This window comes from Massilia sp. CMS3.1, from assembly GCF_051262535.1.
GTDB lineage: Bacteria > Pseudomonadota > Gammaproteobacteria > Burkholderiales > Burkholderiaceae_D > Telluria.
Map to the genome: position 1 here is coordinate 122,224 of NZ_JBIMES010000002.1, position 18,182 is coordinate 140,405.

The 18,182-nt window shown below is 65.4% G+C and carries 16 protein-coding genes; 6 read left to right on the forward strand and 10 right to left on the reverse strand.

The window, feature by feature from the left end:
- Positions 1-144 precede the first annotated feature (144 nt).
- The 7 genes from ACHAC9_RS04180 to ybiB all read right to left on the reverse strand — a co-directional run bounded on the left by ACHAC9_RS04180 (position 145) and on the right by ybiB (position 7,230).
- Positions 145-1,353: an NAD(P)/FAD-dependent oxidoreductase gene (locus tag ACHAC9_RS04180; RefSeq protein WP_435757443.1), complete on the reverse strand. Its 1,209-nt coding sequence runs from the start codon at positions 1,351-1,353 to the stop codon at positions 145-147.
- A gap of 109 nt (positions 1,354-1,462) precedes the next feature.
- Entirely contained in the window at positions 1,463-3,400 is a 1,938-nt protein-coding gene (locus ACHAC9_RS04185; protein ID WP_435757445.1) for an MSCRAMM family protein, read from the reverse strand.
- A gap of 8 nt (positions 3,401-3,408) precedes the next feature.
- A complete protein-coding gene (locus tag ACHAC9_RS04190; protein ID WP_435757447.1) occupies positions 3,409-4,086 on the reverse strand; it encodes a hypothetical protein in 678 nt (225 codons plus the stop codon).
- Positions 4,087-4,121: 35 nt separating this feature from the next.
- Positions 4,122-4,982 (reverse strand): fimbrial biogenesis chaperone, encoded by an 861-nt coding sequence (locus tag ACHAC9_RS04195; protein ID WP_435757449.1) that lies wholly within the window; start codon positions 4,980-4,982, stop codon positions 4,122-4,124.
- A gap of 48 nt (positions 4,983-5,030) precedes the next feature.
- Positions 5,031-5,513, reverse strand: a complete 483-nt coding sequence (locus tag ACHAC9_RS04200) for a DUF4402 domain-containing protein (protein ID WP_435757451.1) — start codon at positions 5,511-5,513, stop codon at positions 5,031-5,033.
- Between the two features lie 32 nt (positions 5,514-5,545).
- Entirely contained in the window at positions 5,546-6,073 is a 528-nt protein-coding gene (locus ACHAC9_RS04205) for a DUF4402 domain-containing protein (protein WP_435757453.1), read from the reverse strand.
- Between the two features lie 191 nt (positions 6,074-6,264).
- Positions 6,265-7,230 (reverse strand): DNA-binding protein YbiB, encoded by a 966-nt coding sequence (gene ybiB / locus ACHAC9_RS04210; protein WP_435757455.1) that lies wholly within the window; start codon positions 7,228-7,230, stop codon positions 6,265-6,267.
- Between the two features lie 109 nt (positions 7,231-7,339).
- On the opposite strand from ybiB, the gene ACHAC9_RS04215 reads away from it, so the two are divergent.
- From ACHAC9_RS04215 to ACHAC9_RS04225, 3 genes are all read left to right on the forward strand, one after another.
- Complete coding sequence (locus ACHAC9_RS04215; protein WP_435757456.1) at positions 7,340-8,401, forward strand: 3-deoxy-7-phosphoheptulonate synthase; 1,062 nt, start codon at positions 7,340-7,342, stop codon at positions 8,399-8,401.
- An 87-nt stretch (positions 8,402-8,488) separates the two neighbouring features.
- Positions 8,489-9,529, forward strand: coding sequence for a tRNA (adenosine(37)-N6)-threonylcarbamoyltransferase complex transferase subunit TsaD (tsaD, locus tag ACHAC9_RS04220; protein WP_435757458.1), 1,041 nt, complete (start codon positions 8,489-8,491; stop codon positions 9,527-9,529).
- A gap of 97 nt (positions 9,530-9,626) precedes the next feature.
- A complete protein-coding gene (locus ACHAC9_RS04225) occupies positions 9,627-10,481 on the forward strand; it encodes an endonuclease/exonuclease/phosphatase family protein (protein WP_435757460.1) in 855 nt (284 codons plus the stop codon).
- A gap of 64 nt (positions 10,482-10,545) precedes the next feature.
- On the opposite strand, the gene ACHAC9_RS04230 is transcribed toward ACHAC9_RS04225, so the two are convergent.
- From ACHAC9_RS04230 to ACHAC9_RS04240, 3 genes are all read right to left on the reverse strand, one after another.
- Positions 10,546-11,208 carry a DsbA family oxidoreductase gene (locus ACHAC9_RS04230; protein WP_435757462.1) on the reverse strand — a complete coding sequence of 221 codons (663 nt, stop codon included), beginning with the start codon at positions 11,206-11,208 and terminating at the stop codon, positions 10,546-10,548.
- Between the two features lie 83 nt (positions 11,209-11,291).
- Positions 11,292-11,912 carry a glycerol-3-phosphate 1-O-acyltransferase PlsY gene (plsY, locus tag ACHAC9_RS04235; protein ID WP_435757464.1) on the reverse strand — a complete coding sequence of 207 codons (621 nt, stop codon included), beginning with the start codon at positions 11,910-11,912 and terminating at the stop codon, positions 11,292-11,294.
- 71 nt (positions 11,913-11,983) lie between these two features.
- Positions 11,984-12,475, reverse strand: coding sequence for an aminoacyl-tRNA deacylase (locus ACHAC9_RS04240; RefSeq protein WP_435757466.1), 492 nt, complete (start codon positions 12,473-12,475; stop codon positions 11,984-11,986).
- A gap of 38 nt (positions 12,476-12,513) precedes the next feature.
- Between ACHAC9_RS04240 and ACHAC9_RS04245 the strand changes: the two genes are divergently transcribed.
- The 3 genes from ACHAC9_RS04245 to ACHAC9_RS04255 all read left to right on the forward strand — a co-directional run bounded on the left by ACHAC9_RS04245 (position 12,514) and on the right by ACHAC9_RS04255 (position 18,151).
- Complete coding sequence (locus tag ACHAC9_RS04245; protein ID WP_435757468.1) at positions 12,514-13,488, forward strand: endonuclease/exonuclease/phosphatase family protein; 975 nt, start codon at positions 12,514-12,516, stop codon at positions 13,486-13,488.
- A gap of 312 nt (positions 13,489-13,800) precedes the next feature.
- Entirely contained in the window at positions 13,801-15,027 is a 1,227-nt protein-coding gene (locus ACHAC9_RS04250; protein ID WP_435757470.1) for an efflux RND transporter periplasmic adaptor subunit, read from the forward strand.
- A 4-nt stretch (positions 15,028-15,031) separates the two neighbouring features.
- On the forward strand, positions 15,032-18,151 hold the full coding sequence (locus tag ACHAC9_RS04255) for an efflux RND transporter permease subunit (RefSeq protein WP_435757472.1): 3,120 nt from the start codon (positions 15,032-15,034) through the stop codon (positions 18,149-18,151).
- Positions 18,152-18,182: the final 31 nt, after the last annotated feature.

Consider the following 18,182-nt stretch of genomic DNA (forward strand, 5'->3'; position numbering starts at 1 on the left):
TACGCTGGTGTGATGAATTTGATACAGGGTTATGCCTAGGTTTCGGGAGCTGCAGCTGGGCCGTTTGTGGTGCGCATAATCCGCGTGGGCACGAGTGCCCACGCCCTACGGGCGAAGCCGCAGTGCCTTTGCGAGCTAAAAACTTCAGACGCTCTGCCCTGCGACGTAACCTGATGCCCAGGCCCACTGGAAGTTGTAGCCGCCGAGCCAGCCGGTGACGTCGACGGCTTCGCCGATGAAGTACAGGCCGGGCACGTCTTTGGCCATCATCGTCTGCTGCGACAAGGCGCGTGTGTCGACGCCACCCAACGTCACCTCGGCCTTGCGGTAGCCTTCGGAGCCGGTCGGGACGATGGCCCAGCGGTTGATGGCGTCGCCGAGTTTGCGCAGCTTGGCGTCGGGCATGTCGGCCAGGCGCGCATCAGGGGCCAGTCCGTTGGCCAGCAGCAGGCCTTCGACCAGGCGCGTCGGCAGCCATTGCGTCAGCACGTTGCCGAGCTGCTTTTTCACCGTCGTCTTCGCGCCGATCAGCTCTTCGGCCACATCCATTTCGGGCAGCAGGTTCACCACGATCGGCGTGCCTGGTTCCCAGTAGCTGGAAATCTGCAGGATCGCCGGGCCGGACAGGCCGCGGTGGGTGAACAATAAATCTTCGCGGAACAGGCCACGCTGTGCGTTCTTGCCCTTGCCGGAACCGGTCGAGACCTCGACTTCGAGGGCGATGCCGGCCAGCGGTGCGAACGCTTCCCAGCTCGGGCCATCGAAGGTCAGCGGCACCAGGCCCGGACGCGTCTCGATCAGCGGCAGGCCGAATTGGGTGGCAATGCGGTAACCCAGGTCGGTCGCGCCGATTTTCGGGATCGACAGGCCGCCAGTGGCGATCACGACGCTGTCGGCCGTGATATCGCCGTGGTCGGTGTCGATGAGGTAGCCATCAAGCTCTTTCGTCACGCCATGCACCTTGCAGGGCATGCGCCAGTTGACATCGACCGCGCTGCATTCGGCCTTCAGCATGGCGATGATCTGCTCGCTCGAGTCGTTGCAGAACAGCTGGCCGCGGTGTTTTTCGTGGTAACCGATACGGTGCTTTTTCACCAGCGCAAGAAAATCCTGCGCCGTGTAGCGCGACAGCGCGCTCTTGCAAAAGTGCGGGTTCTCGGACAGGAAGTTTGCCGGTCCCGCGTTGATGTTGGTGAAATTGCAGCGTCCGCCGCCCGAGATGCGGATCTTCTCGGCCAGCTTTTCCGCGTGGTCGATCAGCACCACGCGCTTGCCGCGTGCGCCGGCGATCGCCGCGCACATCATTCCGGCCGCGCCTGCGCCGATTACCGCTACATCGAATTGTTTTGCCATGAGCTGCTGCCGCCAGATTCAAACCCGCCATTGTAAACGTTCGCGCGCAGGCTGCGGCGGCGCGAGGGCAAATCGGTCGGCGCGAGGCGACACGAAAAAGCGACACGCCTCAAGCGCCATCCGGGGTGCGCACGTCGAGGTCGCGGCCGTTGAGCACGTCGCCATCGCGTCCGATCGTGATGATGTGCATGCCTGTGTCCTGCAGGCCGAGACGCTTCAACTGGCTGGGGGCGATGCGCAGCAAATATTCGCCGGGAAAGATGCCGGTCATGACGTAATAGCCGTCGGCGGCGCTGGTGATGGTGCTGACCACCTTGTGCGCGGCGTCGACCAGCTCGAGTTGCAGGTCGCCCATCGGGCGCCGCGCGTTTTTGCCGAGCAGCCAAGTTGTGCCGTCGACCTCGCCGGTGACGCTGACCGCGAAATCGACCTGGCTGACCTTGCCCGGGCGCGGCACGATACGCACGCCGGCCAGCCTCGACTGCCACTGCGGGTCTTCGAGCGTGTTCGGGTCGAGCCCGATGTCGGTGTGCTGGCTGGCCGGCAGGCGCCCCAGCCAGGCCACGCCGCTCGCGTCCGTACGCACGCCATAGTGGGCACCGTTGACGGTGAAACCCGCTCCTGCGATCCCCTCCTCGCCTTCGTCCAGCGCGCCGTTCAGGTTCTTGTCGAGGAACACGCGCAGCGAGGCCGCGCCCATGCCCGCCATCGGCTGGGCCTCCCGCAAGAGGCGCCTGCCGCGTGGCTCCAGGCCCATCGCCATGAACAACTGCACGCCGACGCCGTACTCGTGGCGGCTCGAATAAAAGCCGCTGACCCCCAGGCCATAACTGCCCAGGCTCTTGTTCAGCGACCCGGTTGCGCGCAGTTCGCGGTCCTGGAACATGCGCGCCAGGCCCAGGTTCAACAGATAGCCATCACGCAGATACCAGTCACCCGAGACGGCCGCGCTGCCCAAGGCGGCATTCGGCGCCAGCGTGTATTGCAGCTGGCCGGTCAGGCCAATGCCGGCGACCCTGCGGCTCACTTGCAGTAAACCGTCGGCGCGCCCGGTGTCGCCCAGCGATTGCCAGCGCAGGGCATGGCTCACTGCAATGCCGTCGCGGTAGGCTGCCAGGCGCCCCTGGACTTCACGATTCTCGATTCCCGAAGCAAGTAGATCGCGCCTCCACTGGAGCGACAGCGGAAAGAAGCCGGCGCTTCCAAGCGCGAGCACACCTTCGGCACGTACCTCGTCGCGGGTGCGCACCGGGTCGCTGCTGGGCGTGAAGAGTTCGCTGGTGAAGCCGTCCAGGCGGGCGCGGCTGGCCGACAGTGCGACATTCCCGATGCGCGTCTTGACGCCCAGCTGGGCCAGGTTCCCACCGTCATCGGCCCTTAGTGCGTCAGCGGTCAGGATGAAGTTACGCCAGTAGCTGCGCAGGCCCAGGTTGGCATAGCTGCGCACGGCATCGAACAACGGCAGGCGCTGCCAGCCGGCGGTGACGTTGATGTGTTCGCTCATGCCCCATTCGAACTGGGCCAGCGCCCGCTCACGCCCGGCCTGGTCGCGGTGCACGGCAAGGTCGTAGAACAGCGCGCCGCGCGGCAGCGCAGACTGTTCCAGCAGGAAGGACTGGCGCTCGACGCGCGATTGTCCCAGCGGCCCATGGAACACCAGCCGGAATTCGTTCGGGCCATAGGCCAGCGCCTGGTCGGGAAAGCTGTACTTGCCATTGGGTCCCGACTGCTGGACGCCGACCAGCGCGTCGTTGTAGTACAGCTCGACATCCCAGCCGGGCGGCAAGTCGCCCTGCAAGGTGTGGCGGTCAAAACTGGTCGGCTGGTCGAGCGGACGGTTGCTGAGCGCGACGCCGTTCCCGGTCGGGCTGCTGCTCGAGATGTTCGCCACGCCGGGCAGCGGCACGCTGCCGAACAGCGCGGTGCGCGCATGGAGCGGCCCCAGCAGAGCGCCGTCCGGGTCATGGCGCCCCAGCGTCAGGCGCATCCCGGACGACGGATCGTGCCGGTTGCCGCTGGCGTAGAGCGCCGCTTCCATGCCGAGCAAATCGGTGGTCAGGTAACCGGTATAGAACGCCTCCGATTGGCGCCGGCCGCTGCGCTTGTCAAACGCAAACCCGAGCGTCTGGTCGATGAAGGGCAGGTCGGCCAGGCGGTAGGGCGTGGCCAGGCGCGGATAGCCGGGATCGATATAGCCGCCGGCGTGCCCGGCAGGCTGCCGCGTTCGCGCCGCGCCAGGCGTGCCTGCAGCGGCAATTGTTCGCGCGGGCGCACCGTCAGGGCCAGGCTGGACATGTCGAGGTCGAGGTCGACCGGCAACCAGCGCGCCAGCAGCCGGCTGGCGACGTAGATGTCGTCCCCCTCCACCCTGACCTGCGACGGGTCGAACGCTTCGCGCAAGCCGGCGATGTCGACTGCCCGTTCCTGCACGTCGAGGCTGAAATTGCGTTCTTCGGTCAGGATGTAGCCGCTGGCGCGGCCCTCGCCGGGCGTTACGCGGATGGCCAGCGTCAGCAGGCGGGCCATTTCCCCCAGCGGTAAGTAAACGTCGCGCCCGAGCTCGTAACCTGTGACGGCATCGGAGAGTACCTGGGTGCCGAGACGCACCTCGAGCAGGACCAGGTTCGCTTCGTTTTTCTGCACGGACGCGGCCGCCGCGGCCGGCTGGAGCGGCAGCGCTGCCGGCAGCAGCACCAGCGCTGCGAGAACAATGCCCGTTCGATATGACCGCATGGATCGTGGATGCGGTTGACCCGCCTACGGCCCCCTCAAGGAAGGTTCAGGCTGGCTTGCGCGAGCAGCTTGCCGCCGGCGTCAAGCCGCTCACGGTAGCTCACTGCAAGCCTCCCCCCGGACAGCGCCACGCCGGCCGGGACTTGCAGCGGCAGCGTTGCCTTGCGCACGCGGTTCGGGGTGTACACGGCAATGCCGCCGACCTGGGCCAGGTTGTGGGTCTTGCCATCCTTCGGCGTAAAGGTGACGCTGACATCGCCATACACCGAGCTGCCGCCCTCGCGTCCGAACTCCAGCGCGAGCTGTGGACGCCTGGCGTCATCCTTTTGCAGCGTCAGCCCGGCCAGGGTGACGCTGGCGTCGGTGGCGCCGTGGCGCACGATGACGGGAACCGATGCACCGACCAAGGCATTGAGCACCACGCCGATCTGGGTGCCGCCCGCGCCCTGGCTCTCGATGCTGGCGCTGCCCTCGACGTCGGGCAACTTGTCGAACTGCAGGTGCGAGCGGTACTCGCCGGCGGCCAGCTCAGCCGGTTTGCGCAGCATCACACGGACCGTCTGGGCCGTCCCGGGCTTGAGGGTGACCTGGCGCGGTGAATAGCGCAGCATCTCGTCGGCGAACCATTCGCCGTCCTGCGCCTTGTCGGCGGTCTCGAACTGGCCGGCCTCGCTCATGCGGCGGTTGACCAGCGAAATGCGGTAGCTGGCCGGCCTGCTGCCGGTATTGATCAACTCGATCTGCGCGGCGCGGGCGTTCTTGTCGAACACGATCCGGGTCGGATGCAGCATCAGCTCCGCGCGCGCGGGCAGGAACGGCGCCAGCAGCAGGCAGGCAGCGAGGGCACGCAGCACCTGGCGTGCGGGGAAAAAGGATGCGGAGGAGGAGAACAACATGATGGAGTCCTTTCACTACGCCGACATGGCGCTGGCGATGGCTGGGGGTTACTGGTAGTTGACGGTCACGAAAAACGTGCCGGAATAGTTACCGGGCGCCTGGTTCGGCGCCACGGTGAGGGTCGCGCCGACCGCCAGCGTGGTCGGGGCCTGGATCGACATCGTCGACGCGGGCGTGCTGACGAAATTGTTGACGGCCATGCTGTTGGTGCCGCTGGTGAGCCTGATGCTGCCATTCGGCGGCAAGCTGATGTTGACCATGGTTCCGCTGTCATCGACGCGGTTGACATTGAAGCCGGCCTGGCCGAGGGCTGGGGAATTGAGCAGGACCACGGCGCCGGTGCGCGAACGCAGGCCGGTGGGGTGGAGAATCACCGTGCCGCCGCCGCCGGCCACGAAGCGGCCGAAGTCGAGGCCCCGGGTATTGCTCAGGTTGATCTGCTGGGCGTGCGCAGCCGGTGCGGGAACGGCGGGCAGCGCCAGCGTGGCGATGCCCGCGACCCGGATGACACGGTAACGGCGTACCAACATGATGGAAGACGGACGACGCCGCTACCCTGCCCTTAGTTGTAGTCGACCGATGCGGTGACGGTGCCGTTGTAGGTGCCGGCCGCCTGGTTGGCGGCGACGCTCAGTACACCGCCGACAAAGATGCTCTGGGCGCCGCCGGTCAGCGAACCGATCGTCACGGTGCCCGAGGTAATCCCGCTGGCGCTCAAGTCGCTGATCGGCGTGAAGGTCATCGAGTCCGTGCCGGAAGTCAGTGGAGTCGCCACGACGCTGATCGAGTAACCCATGCCGGACTGGCCGGTGACGTCGAACTGGGCTGCGGTGGCCGTGCTGCCAACCGCGGTCACGCCCGTCGCGGTACGGGTGCTACCCGGGGTAACCGTTACCGTACCAGCGGCGGCGGTGGCGGCGAAGCTGCCGAAGGCCAGGTCGGTCGTCTTGGCGATGTCGATCGCCGCGATGACGGTGCTCGACGAGTTGGCGACTGCGTCGGCGGCCATGGCGCTGCCGGAACCGGCGATTGCCAGTGCCAGGACGGCCAAGCGGAAAACGTTCGAGGTCAGGTGGGAGTTCTTGTTCATGATTGTCATCCTTCAATTTTTGGAGGACCGGCTAGTCGAGCCGGATGATAACGAGACCGAACGCGTCAGTGCGGTTGGAAAGCAATAGAATTGCCTTGCGGAATCGTTTTTCCATATTGAAAGAAAACGCCCCCCTTGCCTTTGCCCTGGATCAGGCTGTATGCAAGTCCCGGCGCAAAAAGATCGATTGCCTACGATCGCAAAGCCCTTGATGCGCGCACGCAGGCGGCGACCTGCGCCGTGATCGAGGGCGGCACCGGTACTTCGCCGCGCAGCGCAGCGGCGATCCAGGCGGCGGTGGCCGCCGCATCGCGCGCCTCGGGCACCTCGGCCAGCGTGTCGGCGGGCGCATCGCGCTCGACCAGCACCGTGCGCTGCCCGCCATGGAACCAGTCGATCTGCTGGGCGCGATGCGGGTTCGCTACCGTTTCCCCTTCGGTGCCGCGCATCAGGAAAGCGTCGCCGCGTTCAGGCCTTGCTGCGGTCATGAAGTATTCGCCCAGCGCCTGCAGGTATTCCGGGTGGGTGTAGGACACCAGGCGAAGCGCCGCGCCCTCGAAGGGCTGCAGGATTTTAACCAGGGTGTGCGTCGAGTTGCGTACGCCGAGGATGCGGCGCAAGGAAAGCATGTGGGCCAGGCTCGGCGCCAGCGTCTCGATCGGCATGAAGGCCGGCCGGCCGGCGACGAAGGCATCGTGCACGGCCGCGCTGGTGGATGCTTCGGCCAGCCCCAGCTCGGCCAGGATCTCGGCCGTGGTGACGCGGCCCGGATCATCCCGCACGCCATGCACCAGCGTCGGCACGCCTTCGCGCGCGAGCAGCAGCGCCAGCAGCGGCGTCAGGTTGGCGAGCTTGCGCGCGCCGTTATAGCTGGGCACGAGGACCGGGGCAAATTCGCCGGGTGGCGCCGGCAATGGCGCGAACGCGCTTTCCGCGGCGTCCATGAAGCCGGCCAGTTCGTCCACCGACTCGCCCTTGATGCGCATGGCAAGCAGGATGGCGCCCAGTTCCAGGTCGGAGACACGGCCATCCAATATGGCGCCGTACAGGGCGGCAGCGTCTTCGCGCGACATGCTGCGCGCGCCTTTGACGCCACGTCCGATCTCCTTGATGAAGCGGGCGGCGGGGAATGGGTCGGTATGCGTGTGGGTATCCATGGCGCCAGCTTACACCCTCATGCGTTTGCGCCGCTTTTGCAGCGTTTGCTGCACATAAGCATTTTTGGCGCTACACTCGTCGATCCGACCTGTCCAACGGACCCGCACCATGCTGATCACTCCAGATATCGAAAATACCAACGTTACCTCGTTCGGGCGCATGCCGACCCCGACCGAGCTGCACGCCAAGCTGCCGCTCTCCGAGCGCGCTGCCTCCACCGTCATGAGCAGCCGTGCCGCACTGTGCGACATCCTCGACCGCAAGGACGATCGCCTGTTCGTCGTCGTCGGCCCCTGCTCGATCCACGATCCGGAAGCGGGCCTGGACTATGCGCGCCGCCTCAAGGCCTTGCAGGACGAAGTGGCCGAGACGATGCTGCTGGTGATGCGCGTGTATTTTGAGAAGCCGCGCACCACCACCGGCTGGAAGGGCTATATCAACGATCCGTTCATGGACGACTCGTTTCAGGTCGACGTCGGCATGGAGCGCGCGCGCCAGTTCCTGATCGATGTGTGCGAACTCGGCTTGCCGACCGCCACCGAGGCGCTGGACCCGATTTCGCCGCAGTACCTGGGCGACCTGATTGCCTGGACCGCGATCGGCGCGCGCACCACCGAATCGCAGACGCACCGCGAGATGTCCTCGGGCCTGTCGACGCCGGTCGGCTTCAAGAACGGCACCGACGGCGACGTGAGCATCGCGATCAATGCGGTGCTGTCCTCGGCCAATCCGCATGCCTTCCTCGGTATCAACGGCAAGGGCGCAGTCTCGATCGTGCGCACCCGCGGCAATGGCTACGGCCACGTCGTGCTGCGCGGCGGCGGCGACCGGCCGAACTACGATTCGGTGTCGGTCACGATCGCCGAGCAGGCCCTCAAGAAAGCCGGGCTGCCGGCGAACCTGGTGGTCGACTGCTCGCATGCGAACAGCTACAAGAAGCCGGAGCTGCAGCCGTTGGTCATGTCGGACGTGATCCAGCAGATCAAGCACGGCAACGGGTCGCTGGTGGGCGTGATGATCGAGTCGAACATCGTGGCCGGGAACCAGCCGATCCCGAGCGACCTGACCCAGTTGAAGTATGGCTGTTCGGTGACCGACGGCTGCATCGGGTGGGACGATACGGTGACGATGCTGAGGAATGCGCACAAGGAGTTGTTGGCGCGTCCGTAATCGAATTGCCATGGGCGGGGCCTGCCCGGCACCCGCCCCGCATGTGCTTTACAATGCCACTTTCCGCTTCCCCCTTCCGGCATTTCCATGATTGTTCTCGGCGTCGAATCCTCTTGCGATGAAACCGGCCTGGCTCTGTACGATACCGAGCGCGGGCTGCTGTCCCATGCCCTGCATTCGCAGGTCGCCATGCACGAAGAGTACGGCGGCGTGGTGCCGGAACTGGCCTCGCGCGACCATATCCGGCGCGCCCTGCCCCTGCTCGAACAAACCCTGAAGGATGCCGGCATCGCCAAAGGCGACATCGACGCCATCGCCTATACGCAGGGGCCCGGCCTGGCCGGTGCGCTGCTGGTGGGTTCCTCGGTCGCCTGCAGCCTGGCGCTGGCGCTCGACAAACCGGTGCTCGGCGTGCACCACCTCGAGGGGCACCTGCTGTCGCCCTTGTTGGCGGCGGATCGTCCGGCCTTCCCCTTCATCGCCCTGCTGGTCTCGGGCGGCCACACGCAGCTGATGCGCGTGGACGGCGTCGGACGCTATACGCTGCTCGGCGAAACCCTGGACGACGCGGCCGGCGAAGCCTTCGATAAATCGGCCAAGCTGCTCGGCCTGGGCTATCCGGGTGGGCCGGCGATTTCGCGCCTGGCCGAATTCGGCGATCCAGCCGCCTACACGCTGCCGCGCCCGATGCTGCATTCGAAAGATTTTAATTTCAGCTTCTCGGGGCTGAAGACCGCCGTGCTGACGGTGGTGAAGAACCACGAAGAGAAGGTCATCGCCAACATCTGCGAGCAGGACAAGGCGAACATCGCGCGCGGCTTCGTCGATGCGATCGTCGACGTGCTGACCGCGAAGTGCGTGAATGCGCTGCGCCACACGGGCTTGAAGCGCCTGGTGATCGCCGGCGGCGTCGGCGCGAATGCGCAGTTGCGCGCCTCGTTAAATAGCGCGGCCGACAAGCGCAAGTTCCGCGTCTTCTATCCCGAGCTCGAGTTCTGCACCGATAACGGCGCGATGATTGCCTTTGCCGGCGCCCTGCGCCTGGAGCGCAATCCTGCGCTGGCGACGCGCGATTACGGCTTCAATGTGCGTCCGCGCTGGCCGCTCGACGAGCTCGAAGCGGCTTGATTTCCCTGAACTTGCAACGCCGACATCGATCCTACCGTGTGACCGCCCTGCCCCAAACGGTGGCAAACTCTGGCGGTTCAGTTTTGGGAGGTCCTACATGCGCGTTGTAAGTTGGAACATTCACTGGGGATGTGGGAAAGACGGGCGCATCCGTATCCACGCGATCATCGATGTGCTGCGCAAGCTTAATCCGGACATCATCTGCCTCCAGGAAGTCGCCGCCAACCACCCCGAACTCGAGGGCAGCGCCACCGCCAACCAGTTCAAGCAGCTGGCGGGCGCCTTCGGCGGTTTTCATGCGATCGAGCACGCGCCCAGTGAAATCTACCGCAACAACGTCCCCCGCCTGTTCGGCAACCTGGTCCTCTCGAAATACCGCATCACCCAGGCCCAGCGCCACATGCTGCCCTGGCCGGCCGACCCGGGCAATCGCCCCGGCATGCCGCGCGGCGCGACCGAAGTCGTGCTCGATACGCCGGGAGCGAAACTGCGCCTCGTCACGACCCACCTCGAATACTATTCGCCGCAGCAAAGGCTGGCGCAGGTGCGGCGCCTGCGCGAACTGCACGCGGAGACCTGCGCGCGCGCCCGCATCTTCGCGGCGCATCCGGACATGGACGCGCCGTTTCAACTCGGCGAGCGGCCCGCTTCGGCCATCTACTGCGGCGACTTCAATATGGCGCCGGGCGACGACGACTACCAGGCGCTGCTCGCGCCCGGCGTGGATGGCGCGCCGGCATTGGTCGACGCCTGGGCCACTCAGCACCCGGGACACGCGCGTGCGCCGACCACCGGGCTGCATGGCTACCCATGGCCCGATAAGCCCGATTGCTACGATTATTTTTTCCTAACCGAAGACCTGGCGCCGCGCATCGCGTCGGTGGAGGTGCTGTCGGAGACGGCGGCGTCGGATCACCAGCCGGTGGTGCTGGACTTGACGCCGGGCGCCTGAGACGCGGGCTTACCAACATGGAGCCGTCCACGCGTTCAACCCACGCGTGAACGGTCGCGGCGCATCACATCAAAGGAGCATCCGACTGCGCCGCAATCTCGCGCAGCGCGCGTTCGAACACGTCGACAGGCTGGCCGCCCGAGATCAAATGGCGCTGGTTGATGACGACTGCGGGCACCGAACGGATGCCGGCGCGCTGGAAGAACAGTTCGCTCTCGCGCACTTCGTCGGCGTACTCGCCCGTCTCCAGGATGCGCGTCGCTTCGGCGGTGTCCAGACCCACCTGGCCGGCCACGCGCACCAGCAGCTCGCGTGAGCTCGGGTCTTCGCAGTGGGTGAAATAGGCTTCCAACAGGGCCAGCTTCAATGCGTGCTGGCGGCCCTGCGAATCGGCCCAGTGCAGCAGGCGGTGTGCGTCGAAGGTGTTGTAGATGCGGCCGCGGCGCGCCATGTCGAAGGAAAAGCCGACGTCTTCGCCGCGCTGGCGGATCATCTCGCGCGACGCGATCTGCTGCTCGAGCGTCGAGCCGTATTTTTCGGTGATGTGCTCGACGATGTCCTGGCCTTCCGGCCCCATGGCGGGATTGAGCTCGAAGGGCTGGAAGTGCAGTTCGGCGCTGATGTCGGGGGCGACGCGCTCCAATGCCTGCTCGAGTGCCTTGAGGCCGATCGCGCACCAGGGGCACGACACGTCCGACACGAAATCAATCCTCAATTGCTTGCTCACGTTTTACCGCCTTCCTGATGGGGATGCCGACGCAGGGATGCGTCGGCTTTGGCAGGATATGGGGGTGCTTGTGAGGGAATCAATTACTTCTTGTTGGTGCCGGCCGCTTTGCTGCCGATGCGCGATTCCTTGCCGGCGATGAGGTTGCCGATGTTGGCGCTGTGGCGCCACAGCAGCAGCGAGCTCATGGCGACGACGGCGAACAGGATCTCGTTCACGCCGAACAGCAGGCCGTAATAAAACGGTGCGAACACGGCGGCGATCAGGGCCGCCAGCGACGAGTAGCGGAAGGCATACGCGACCACCAGCCAGGTGACCAGGGTTGCCAGGCCGAGCCAGACGTTCAGGCCGAGCAGCACGCCCAGCGCCGTGGCGACGCCCTTGCCGCCCACGAAGCGGAAGAAGATCGGCCACAGGTGGCCCAGGAAGACGGCAATCGCGACGAGGGCGATGCCGGCGTCGTCGATGCCGTATTGAGGGCCGATCCTGATCGCCAGCCAGACCGCCAGCCAGCCCTTGAAGCCGTCGCCGACCAGGGTCGCGATCGCAGCTTTCTTGTTGCCACTGCGCAGGACGTTGGTCGCGCCCGGGTTCTTCGAACCATAGGTGCGCGGGTCGGACAGGCCGAACAGGCGGCTCATCACGACGGCAAACGAAATCGAGCCGATCAGATAGGCTGCGACGGTAAAAATCAGGGTGTTCATGAATGATTGTCTCTCTGTGATGTCCCTCTGGCGGGCTCGTGAATATACACCAGCCCGCACCTCGGCGATAGTCAGTCCGCCAGCGCGCACTGCACCGGTTTGGCGCCCAGCACATCGGCCAGCACGCCCGGGGCAATGCCGACCAGGTAGCCGCGCCGGCCGCCGTTGATGTAGATCTTCTCCAGCGCGAGGATGCTTTCCTCGACGTAGACCGGCATCGCCTTGCGCGTGCCGAAGGGGGATGTGCCGCCAATCAGATAGCCCGAGTGGCGCTGGGCCACCTCGGGTTTGCACGGCTCGACCGACTTGCAGCCGATCGCGCGCGCCAGGTTCTTGGTCGAGACCTTGCAGTCGCCGTGCATCAGCACGATCAGCGGACGCGCCGCCTCGTCCTGCATCACCAAGGTCTTGACGACGGCATGTTCGGGTACGCCGAGGGCGCTTGACGACACCGCGGTGCCGCCATGTTCCTCGTAAGCGTAGGGGTGTTCGGAAAAAACGACCGCATGCTTGCGCAGGAAGCTGGTGGCGGGTGTCTCGGACACGTGCTCTTTCTTGGCCATGCGTGATACGCTAAACACTGGAATAAAGGGTTTCTATTATGCAGCAAGAAATACGCTTTGCCACCTTTAACGTATGCAACCTGGCGCCCCCCGGCGTGAAGCTGTACGACAACCTGCTGCCTACCACGCCAGAGGAATACGAGGCCAAGCTGAACTGGACGGCGCACCAGATCGACCTGCTCGACGCCGACGTGATCGGCTTCCAGGAAATCTTCTCGCAAGCGACGCTAAAGGAAGTGCTGGCACGCACCCGGGGTTACCGCAACGCCTTCCACCTCGGCCTCGACCCGGACCCGGCCGCGATGCGCTTGACGCCGAGCGTGGCCCTGATATCGCGCCTGCCTGTCTCCGGCCAGGCGCAGCCGATGATCGAATTCCCCAAGGGTATCGAGCTCCCGCCCGGCAGCCGTGACGCCGCGCGCTTTACGCGCGCGCCGCTGCATGCGGTGGTGACCGTGTCGCCCGACGTGACGGTCGACGTGGTGGTGGTGCATTTAAAGTCGCGGCGCCCCGACTACCGCAGCGGCGACACCGGCGAAGACCCGGCCCTGTTTGCCCTCGCCTGCCTGCGCTCGCTGATCCGGCGCGGCACCGAAGCGGCCGCGCTGCGCGTGCTGCTGACCGAAATGGGCCGTGCAAATCGCCGTGCGCGCGTGGTGCTGGGCGACTTCAACGACGTCGCCGATTCAGTCACGACCAGCATCGTGCTGGGCGCCGGCACGCCGCTGGGCGACCGCCTGTACGACGCCAGCCAGGTGCAGCGCCGCGCCGACCATGCGCGTCACCTCGGCTTTTCGAGCGTGCACGAGGGGCATTATTCGACCATCGACCACATCCTGGTATCGGAAGAATTCAACGGCGTCCTGCCGAACGCGATCGGCGAAGTGCTCGACGTGATTTACCTGAACGACCACCTCGACCTCGAGCGGCCGGAAGCGTCCGACCATGGCCAGGTACTGGCGCGCATCCGCCTGTACGATGTGAGCCACGGCCTCATGGAGGCGGGCGTCTAGGCGGCAAAGGTACGGCTGGCGCAGCCCCGACCACTTCCTCGGTGGTAAAGCCGGTCAGCTCGGTATAGGCCCTCGTTTGCGCACACGCAAAGGTATGAGGCCTGCATAAACCGGTTCGGGCGGCGGCACGCTCCGTCCGCTTTTTCTGCACTTCAGCGTCCGGAAACGGCTGCTTGTCGCATTCCGATGGCGCCTGGACTGGTCAATTTCTATAGTCCCCACCATGCGCACGGAGCTTCGCCTCGGACTAGGTGGAGCACGCGCGCTCCCCTCTTCCTCCTCGTGCTCCTAACAACACAAACAACAGCCGCCATGAAAATCGAAACCCTGCCTCTCGCATCGAGCCGTCCCCTCTCCACCCGGCGCCGCTGGCGCACTCCGGCCATCGCGCTGCTCGTCGTGGCGCTGGCCGGCGGCGGCTGGTACGCGGTGCAGGGCAGGAGCGCCCCGCCGCCGGACGCGGCTGCGGCAAAAAAGGCCGAAAAGCCGACCGTCTTCGAGCTGGCCCGAAACGACGTCGTCACGGTCGAGGCGCGCGAACTGGCGCTGCGCTTGCCCCTGTCGGGTTCGCTCGCACCCCTGGCCCAGGCGACCGTGAAATCGAAGGTCTCGGGCGTGGTCCTCTCGACTACTGTGCGCGAAGGCGTGAACGTGGCCGCCGGCCAGGTCATCGCGCGCCTCGACGATGCCGACGCGCGCGCCCGTATGGCCCAGCAGGCGGCATTGCTGAAGGAAGCGAATGCGCGGCTGGCCCTGGCGAACAAGAACGAGGCCAACAGCCAGGCCTTGCTCAAGCAAAACTATATCTCGCAAAATTCCTTCGACACCACCCGCAACAGCGTCGAGCTGGCGCAGGCGGCGGTCGATGCGGCGCGCGCCCAGTTTGACCTGGCGCGCATCGCGCTCAATGACACGACGATTCGCGCGCCGCTGTCGGGCGTGGTCAGCAAGCGTTTTGTGCAGGCCGGCGAAAAGCTGTCCCCGGACAGCCCGGTCATGGCGATCGTCGACTTGCAGCACCTGACGCTCGACGCCCAGGTACCGGCCTCGGACATCCCGCGTGTGCAGGTCGGCCAGGAGGTCAGTTTCAAGGTCGACGGTTTCGACAAGCGCGCGTTTTCCGGCAAGGTGGCGCGCATCAATCCGGCCACCGAACCGGGCTCGCGCTCGATGCTGGTGTATATCAGCGTGGCCAATGACGACGGCCTGCTCCGTGCCGGCATGTTCGCGAAGGGCGAGATCACGACCGAAAAATCGGCCACGCGTCCGATCGTGCCGCTCGCTGCGCTGCGCAAGGATGGCGCGCGTGACGTGGTCTACCGGGTCGATGGCGGCAAGGTGGTGGCGCAGCCGGTCCAGCTGGGCATGCGCAATAACGATGAAGGCATGGCCGAGGTGCTGGGGGGCGTGGAAGCCGGCGCGGTGCTGCTGGCGGTGCCGCTCGACGGCGTCAAGCCTGGCAGCGCGGTGAAGTTGGCCCAGGCAAGTTCATCGGCCGCTGCGCCGGTTACCACTGCCGCGCCTGCGAAGAAAGGCTGACCCCATGTGGATCACCAAAGTCAGCATTCGCCACCCGGTCTTCGCGACCATGGTCATGGTCGGCCTGATGGTGCTCGGCCTGTTCTCCTACCGTTCGCTCGGCGTGGAAAGCATGCCGAACGTCGAACTCCCCTTTGCCTGGGTCGAGACCCAGTACCCCGGTGCCTCGCCGGAACAGGTCGAGAACGACGTCACGCGGCCGTTGGAAGAAGTCATCAACACGGTCAGCGGCGTCAAGACCATTCGCAGTAACGCGTGGGAAGGCCGCAGCGGCGTCTCGATCGAATTCCACATCGCCACCAACATGGACAAGGCGATGCAGGATTTGCGCGACAAGGTGGCGCGCGTGCGACCTGGCTTCCCGAAAGAGGTCAAGGAACCTTTCGTCATCCGCGCCGACGGCGAAAACCAGCAGCCCGTGGTGCGCCTGTCGGTCACCTCGAAAGAACGCGACATGCGCGCGCTCTCAACCCTGGCCGAACAGGTGATCGTCAAGCGCCTGCAAAGCGTGGCCGGCGTGGGCGAAGTGCGTACCGGCGGCATCGCGCGGCGCCAGATCCTGGTGCACGTCAAACCCGAGCAGCTGCGCAGCCAGAACATCGGCATCGATGAAGTGCTGCGCGCGATCGGAGCGACCAATACGAATCTCCCGGCCGGCAACCTGCAGGATGGCGCGGCCGAGCGCCTGGTGCGGGTCGAAGGCAAGATGCGCGAAGCGCGCGAGTTCAACAACATCATCGTCGCGCGCCGCGCCAGCGGTCCGGTCTACCTGTCGCAGGTGGCCGAGGTGGTGGACGGCGAGCGCGAAGAGACGTCCATTTCGCGTGTAAACGGCGTGCGCGCCATTTCGCTCGACATCACCAAGGTGCAGGATGCAAACACGGTGCAGGTCGGCACCGGCATCATGAACATGGTCGAGCAGCTGAGGAAGACGATGCCGGCCGACGTGCAGTTCCGCGTGATGGACGACCAGTCGGCGACCGTCCAGGACCAGCTCAACAACGTCAAGCGCACCATCGTCGAAGGCGCGATCCTGACGATGGTGATCGTGTTCCTGTTCCTGCATTCCTGGCGCAGCACGGTCATCACCGGCCTCACGCTGCCGATCTCGGTGCTGGCCTCCTTCATCGCAATGCGTTACTTCGGCTTCACGCTGAACTTCCTGACCCTGATGGCGTTGTCCTTGTGCATTGGCCTGCTGATCGACGACGCGATCGTGGTGCGCGAGAACATCGTGCGCCATCTCGGCATGGGCAAGAGCCACCTGCGCGCCGCCGAAGAAGGCACGGGCGAAATCGGTCTCGCGGTGATGGCGACCACCTTTGCGATCGTCGCCGTGTTCGTGCCGATCGCTTTCATGGACGGCATCATCGGGCGCTTCTTCCTGCAGTTCGGCGTGACGGTGGCCGTCGCCGTGCTGGTGTCGCTGTTTGTCAGCTTCACGCTCGACCCGATGCTGTCCTCGGTCTGGCCGGACCCGGTGAAGGACCGTTTCAAATACCTGCCGTGGCTGGGCCGCGTGATGGCGAAGATCGAGGTCGGCATCGAGCACGTGCATGGCTGGTATGGCCGCGTGCTGGCCCTGGCCCTTGCCTGGCGCAAATCGACCCTGGCGCTGGCGCTGGGCATTTTTGTGGGCAGCCTGTTCCTGATACCGCTGATCGGCGGCGAGTTCGCGCCGAAGACCGACAACGGCTTCATCGAGATGAAGTTCAAGACGCCGGTCGGCTCGAGCCTGGCCTACACCGACGGCAAAGTAAAACAGGTCGAGGACGCGCTCGCCGCCTACCCGGAGATCGAAGCGATCAGCAGCGCCATCGGCGTGTATGAAGGCCACAACAGCGCCCAGGTCATCCTGAAACTGACCGACGTACGCAAGACCGAGCGCCGCTCGCAGGAAGAGATGGAGTCGGTGATCCGTGCGCGTCTGCAATCGATCGCCGGCATCACGATGTCGGTCGGTAACAAGCCGATCTTCATCGCGATCCTCGGGCGCGACGAAGCCAAGTTAGATGCCGCCGCGCACAAGCTGATGGACAAGATGCGTGCAATGAAAGGTGTGGCAGACATCGAGTACAGCCAGGAAGGGGCGAATCCTGCCACCATCATCAAGATCAACAACGAGCTGGCCAGCGACCTGGGTTTATCGGTGGCGCAGGTCGGCGCGGCGCTGCGGCCTTTCGTCGGCGGCGACCAGATCAGCCAGTGGCTGGCGCCGGATGGCCAGAACTATGAAGTCAATGTGCAGCTGCCGAGGAGCGGCCGCCAGAAAGTGGCGGACCTGGCCGACCTGTCGCTGGCGTCTTCGCGCATGGATGCGGCCGGCAACCCGATCATGGTGCCGCTGCGCCAGGTGGTCGAGTTCGTGCCCTCGTTCAGCCCCCAAGTGCTCAAGCGCCAGGCGCTCGAGCGACGGGTGGCGATCTACGCCGGCATCGAAGGCCGTCCCTCGGGCGACGTGAATGCCGACATCAAGAAGGCGATGGACGCCATTGAACTGCCGGAAGGCGTGCGCTTCGACGTCGGCGGCGACGCCCAGCAGATGGCCGAGACGATGGCCAACTTCGGGTCGGCGATCATCATTGCGATCATCTTCATCTACCTGGTGCTGGCGTCGCAGTTCGGCAGCTTCCTGCAGCCGATCGCAATCATGATGTCGCTGCCGATGTCGCTCATCGGCGTGCTGCTGGCACTGCTGGCAACCGGCAGTACGCTCAATGTGTTCTCGGTGATCGGCGTCGTCATGCTGATGGGCCTGGTGACCAAGAATGCGATCCTGCTGGTCGATTTTGCGAACCAAGGCCAGCGCGAAGGCAAGGCGCAGTTCGCGGCGATCCTGGAAGCGGGGCAAGTCCGCCTGCGCCCGATCCTGATGACAACGCTGGCCATGATCTTCGGCATGCTGCCGATGGCGATCGGCGCCGGCGACGGCGGCGAGACCCAGGCGCCGATGGGGCGCGCGGTGATCGGCGGGGTGATTACCTCGACGCTATTGACCTTGGTGGTGGTGCCGGTGGCGTACAGCTACCTCGACAGCCTGGGCAAGCGGGCGCGCAGGTGGTTCGCGAAGGGGCACGACGAGATTGTGGAGCTTGCGCCGGTGATCGCGAAGGAATCGGCTTAAGGATAAGCAGGATGGTGCTCAGTAACCTACG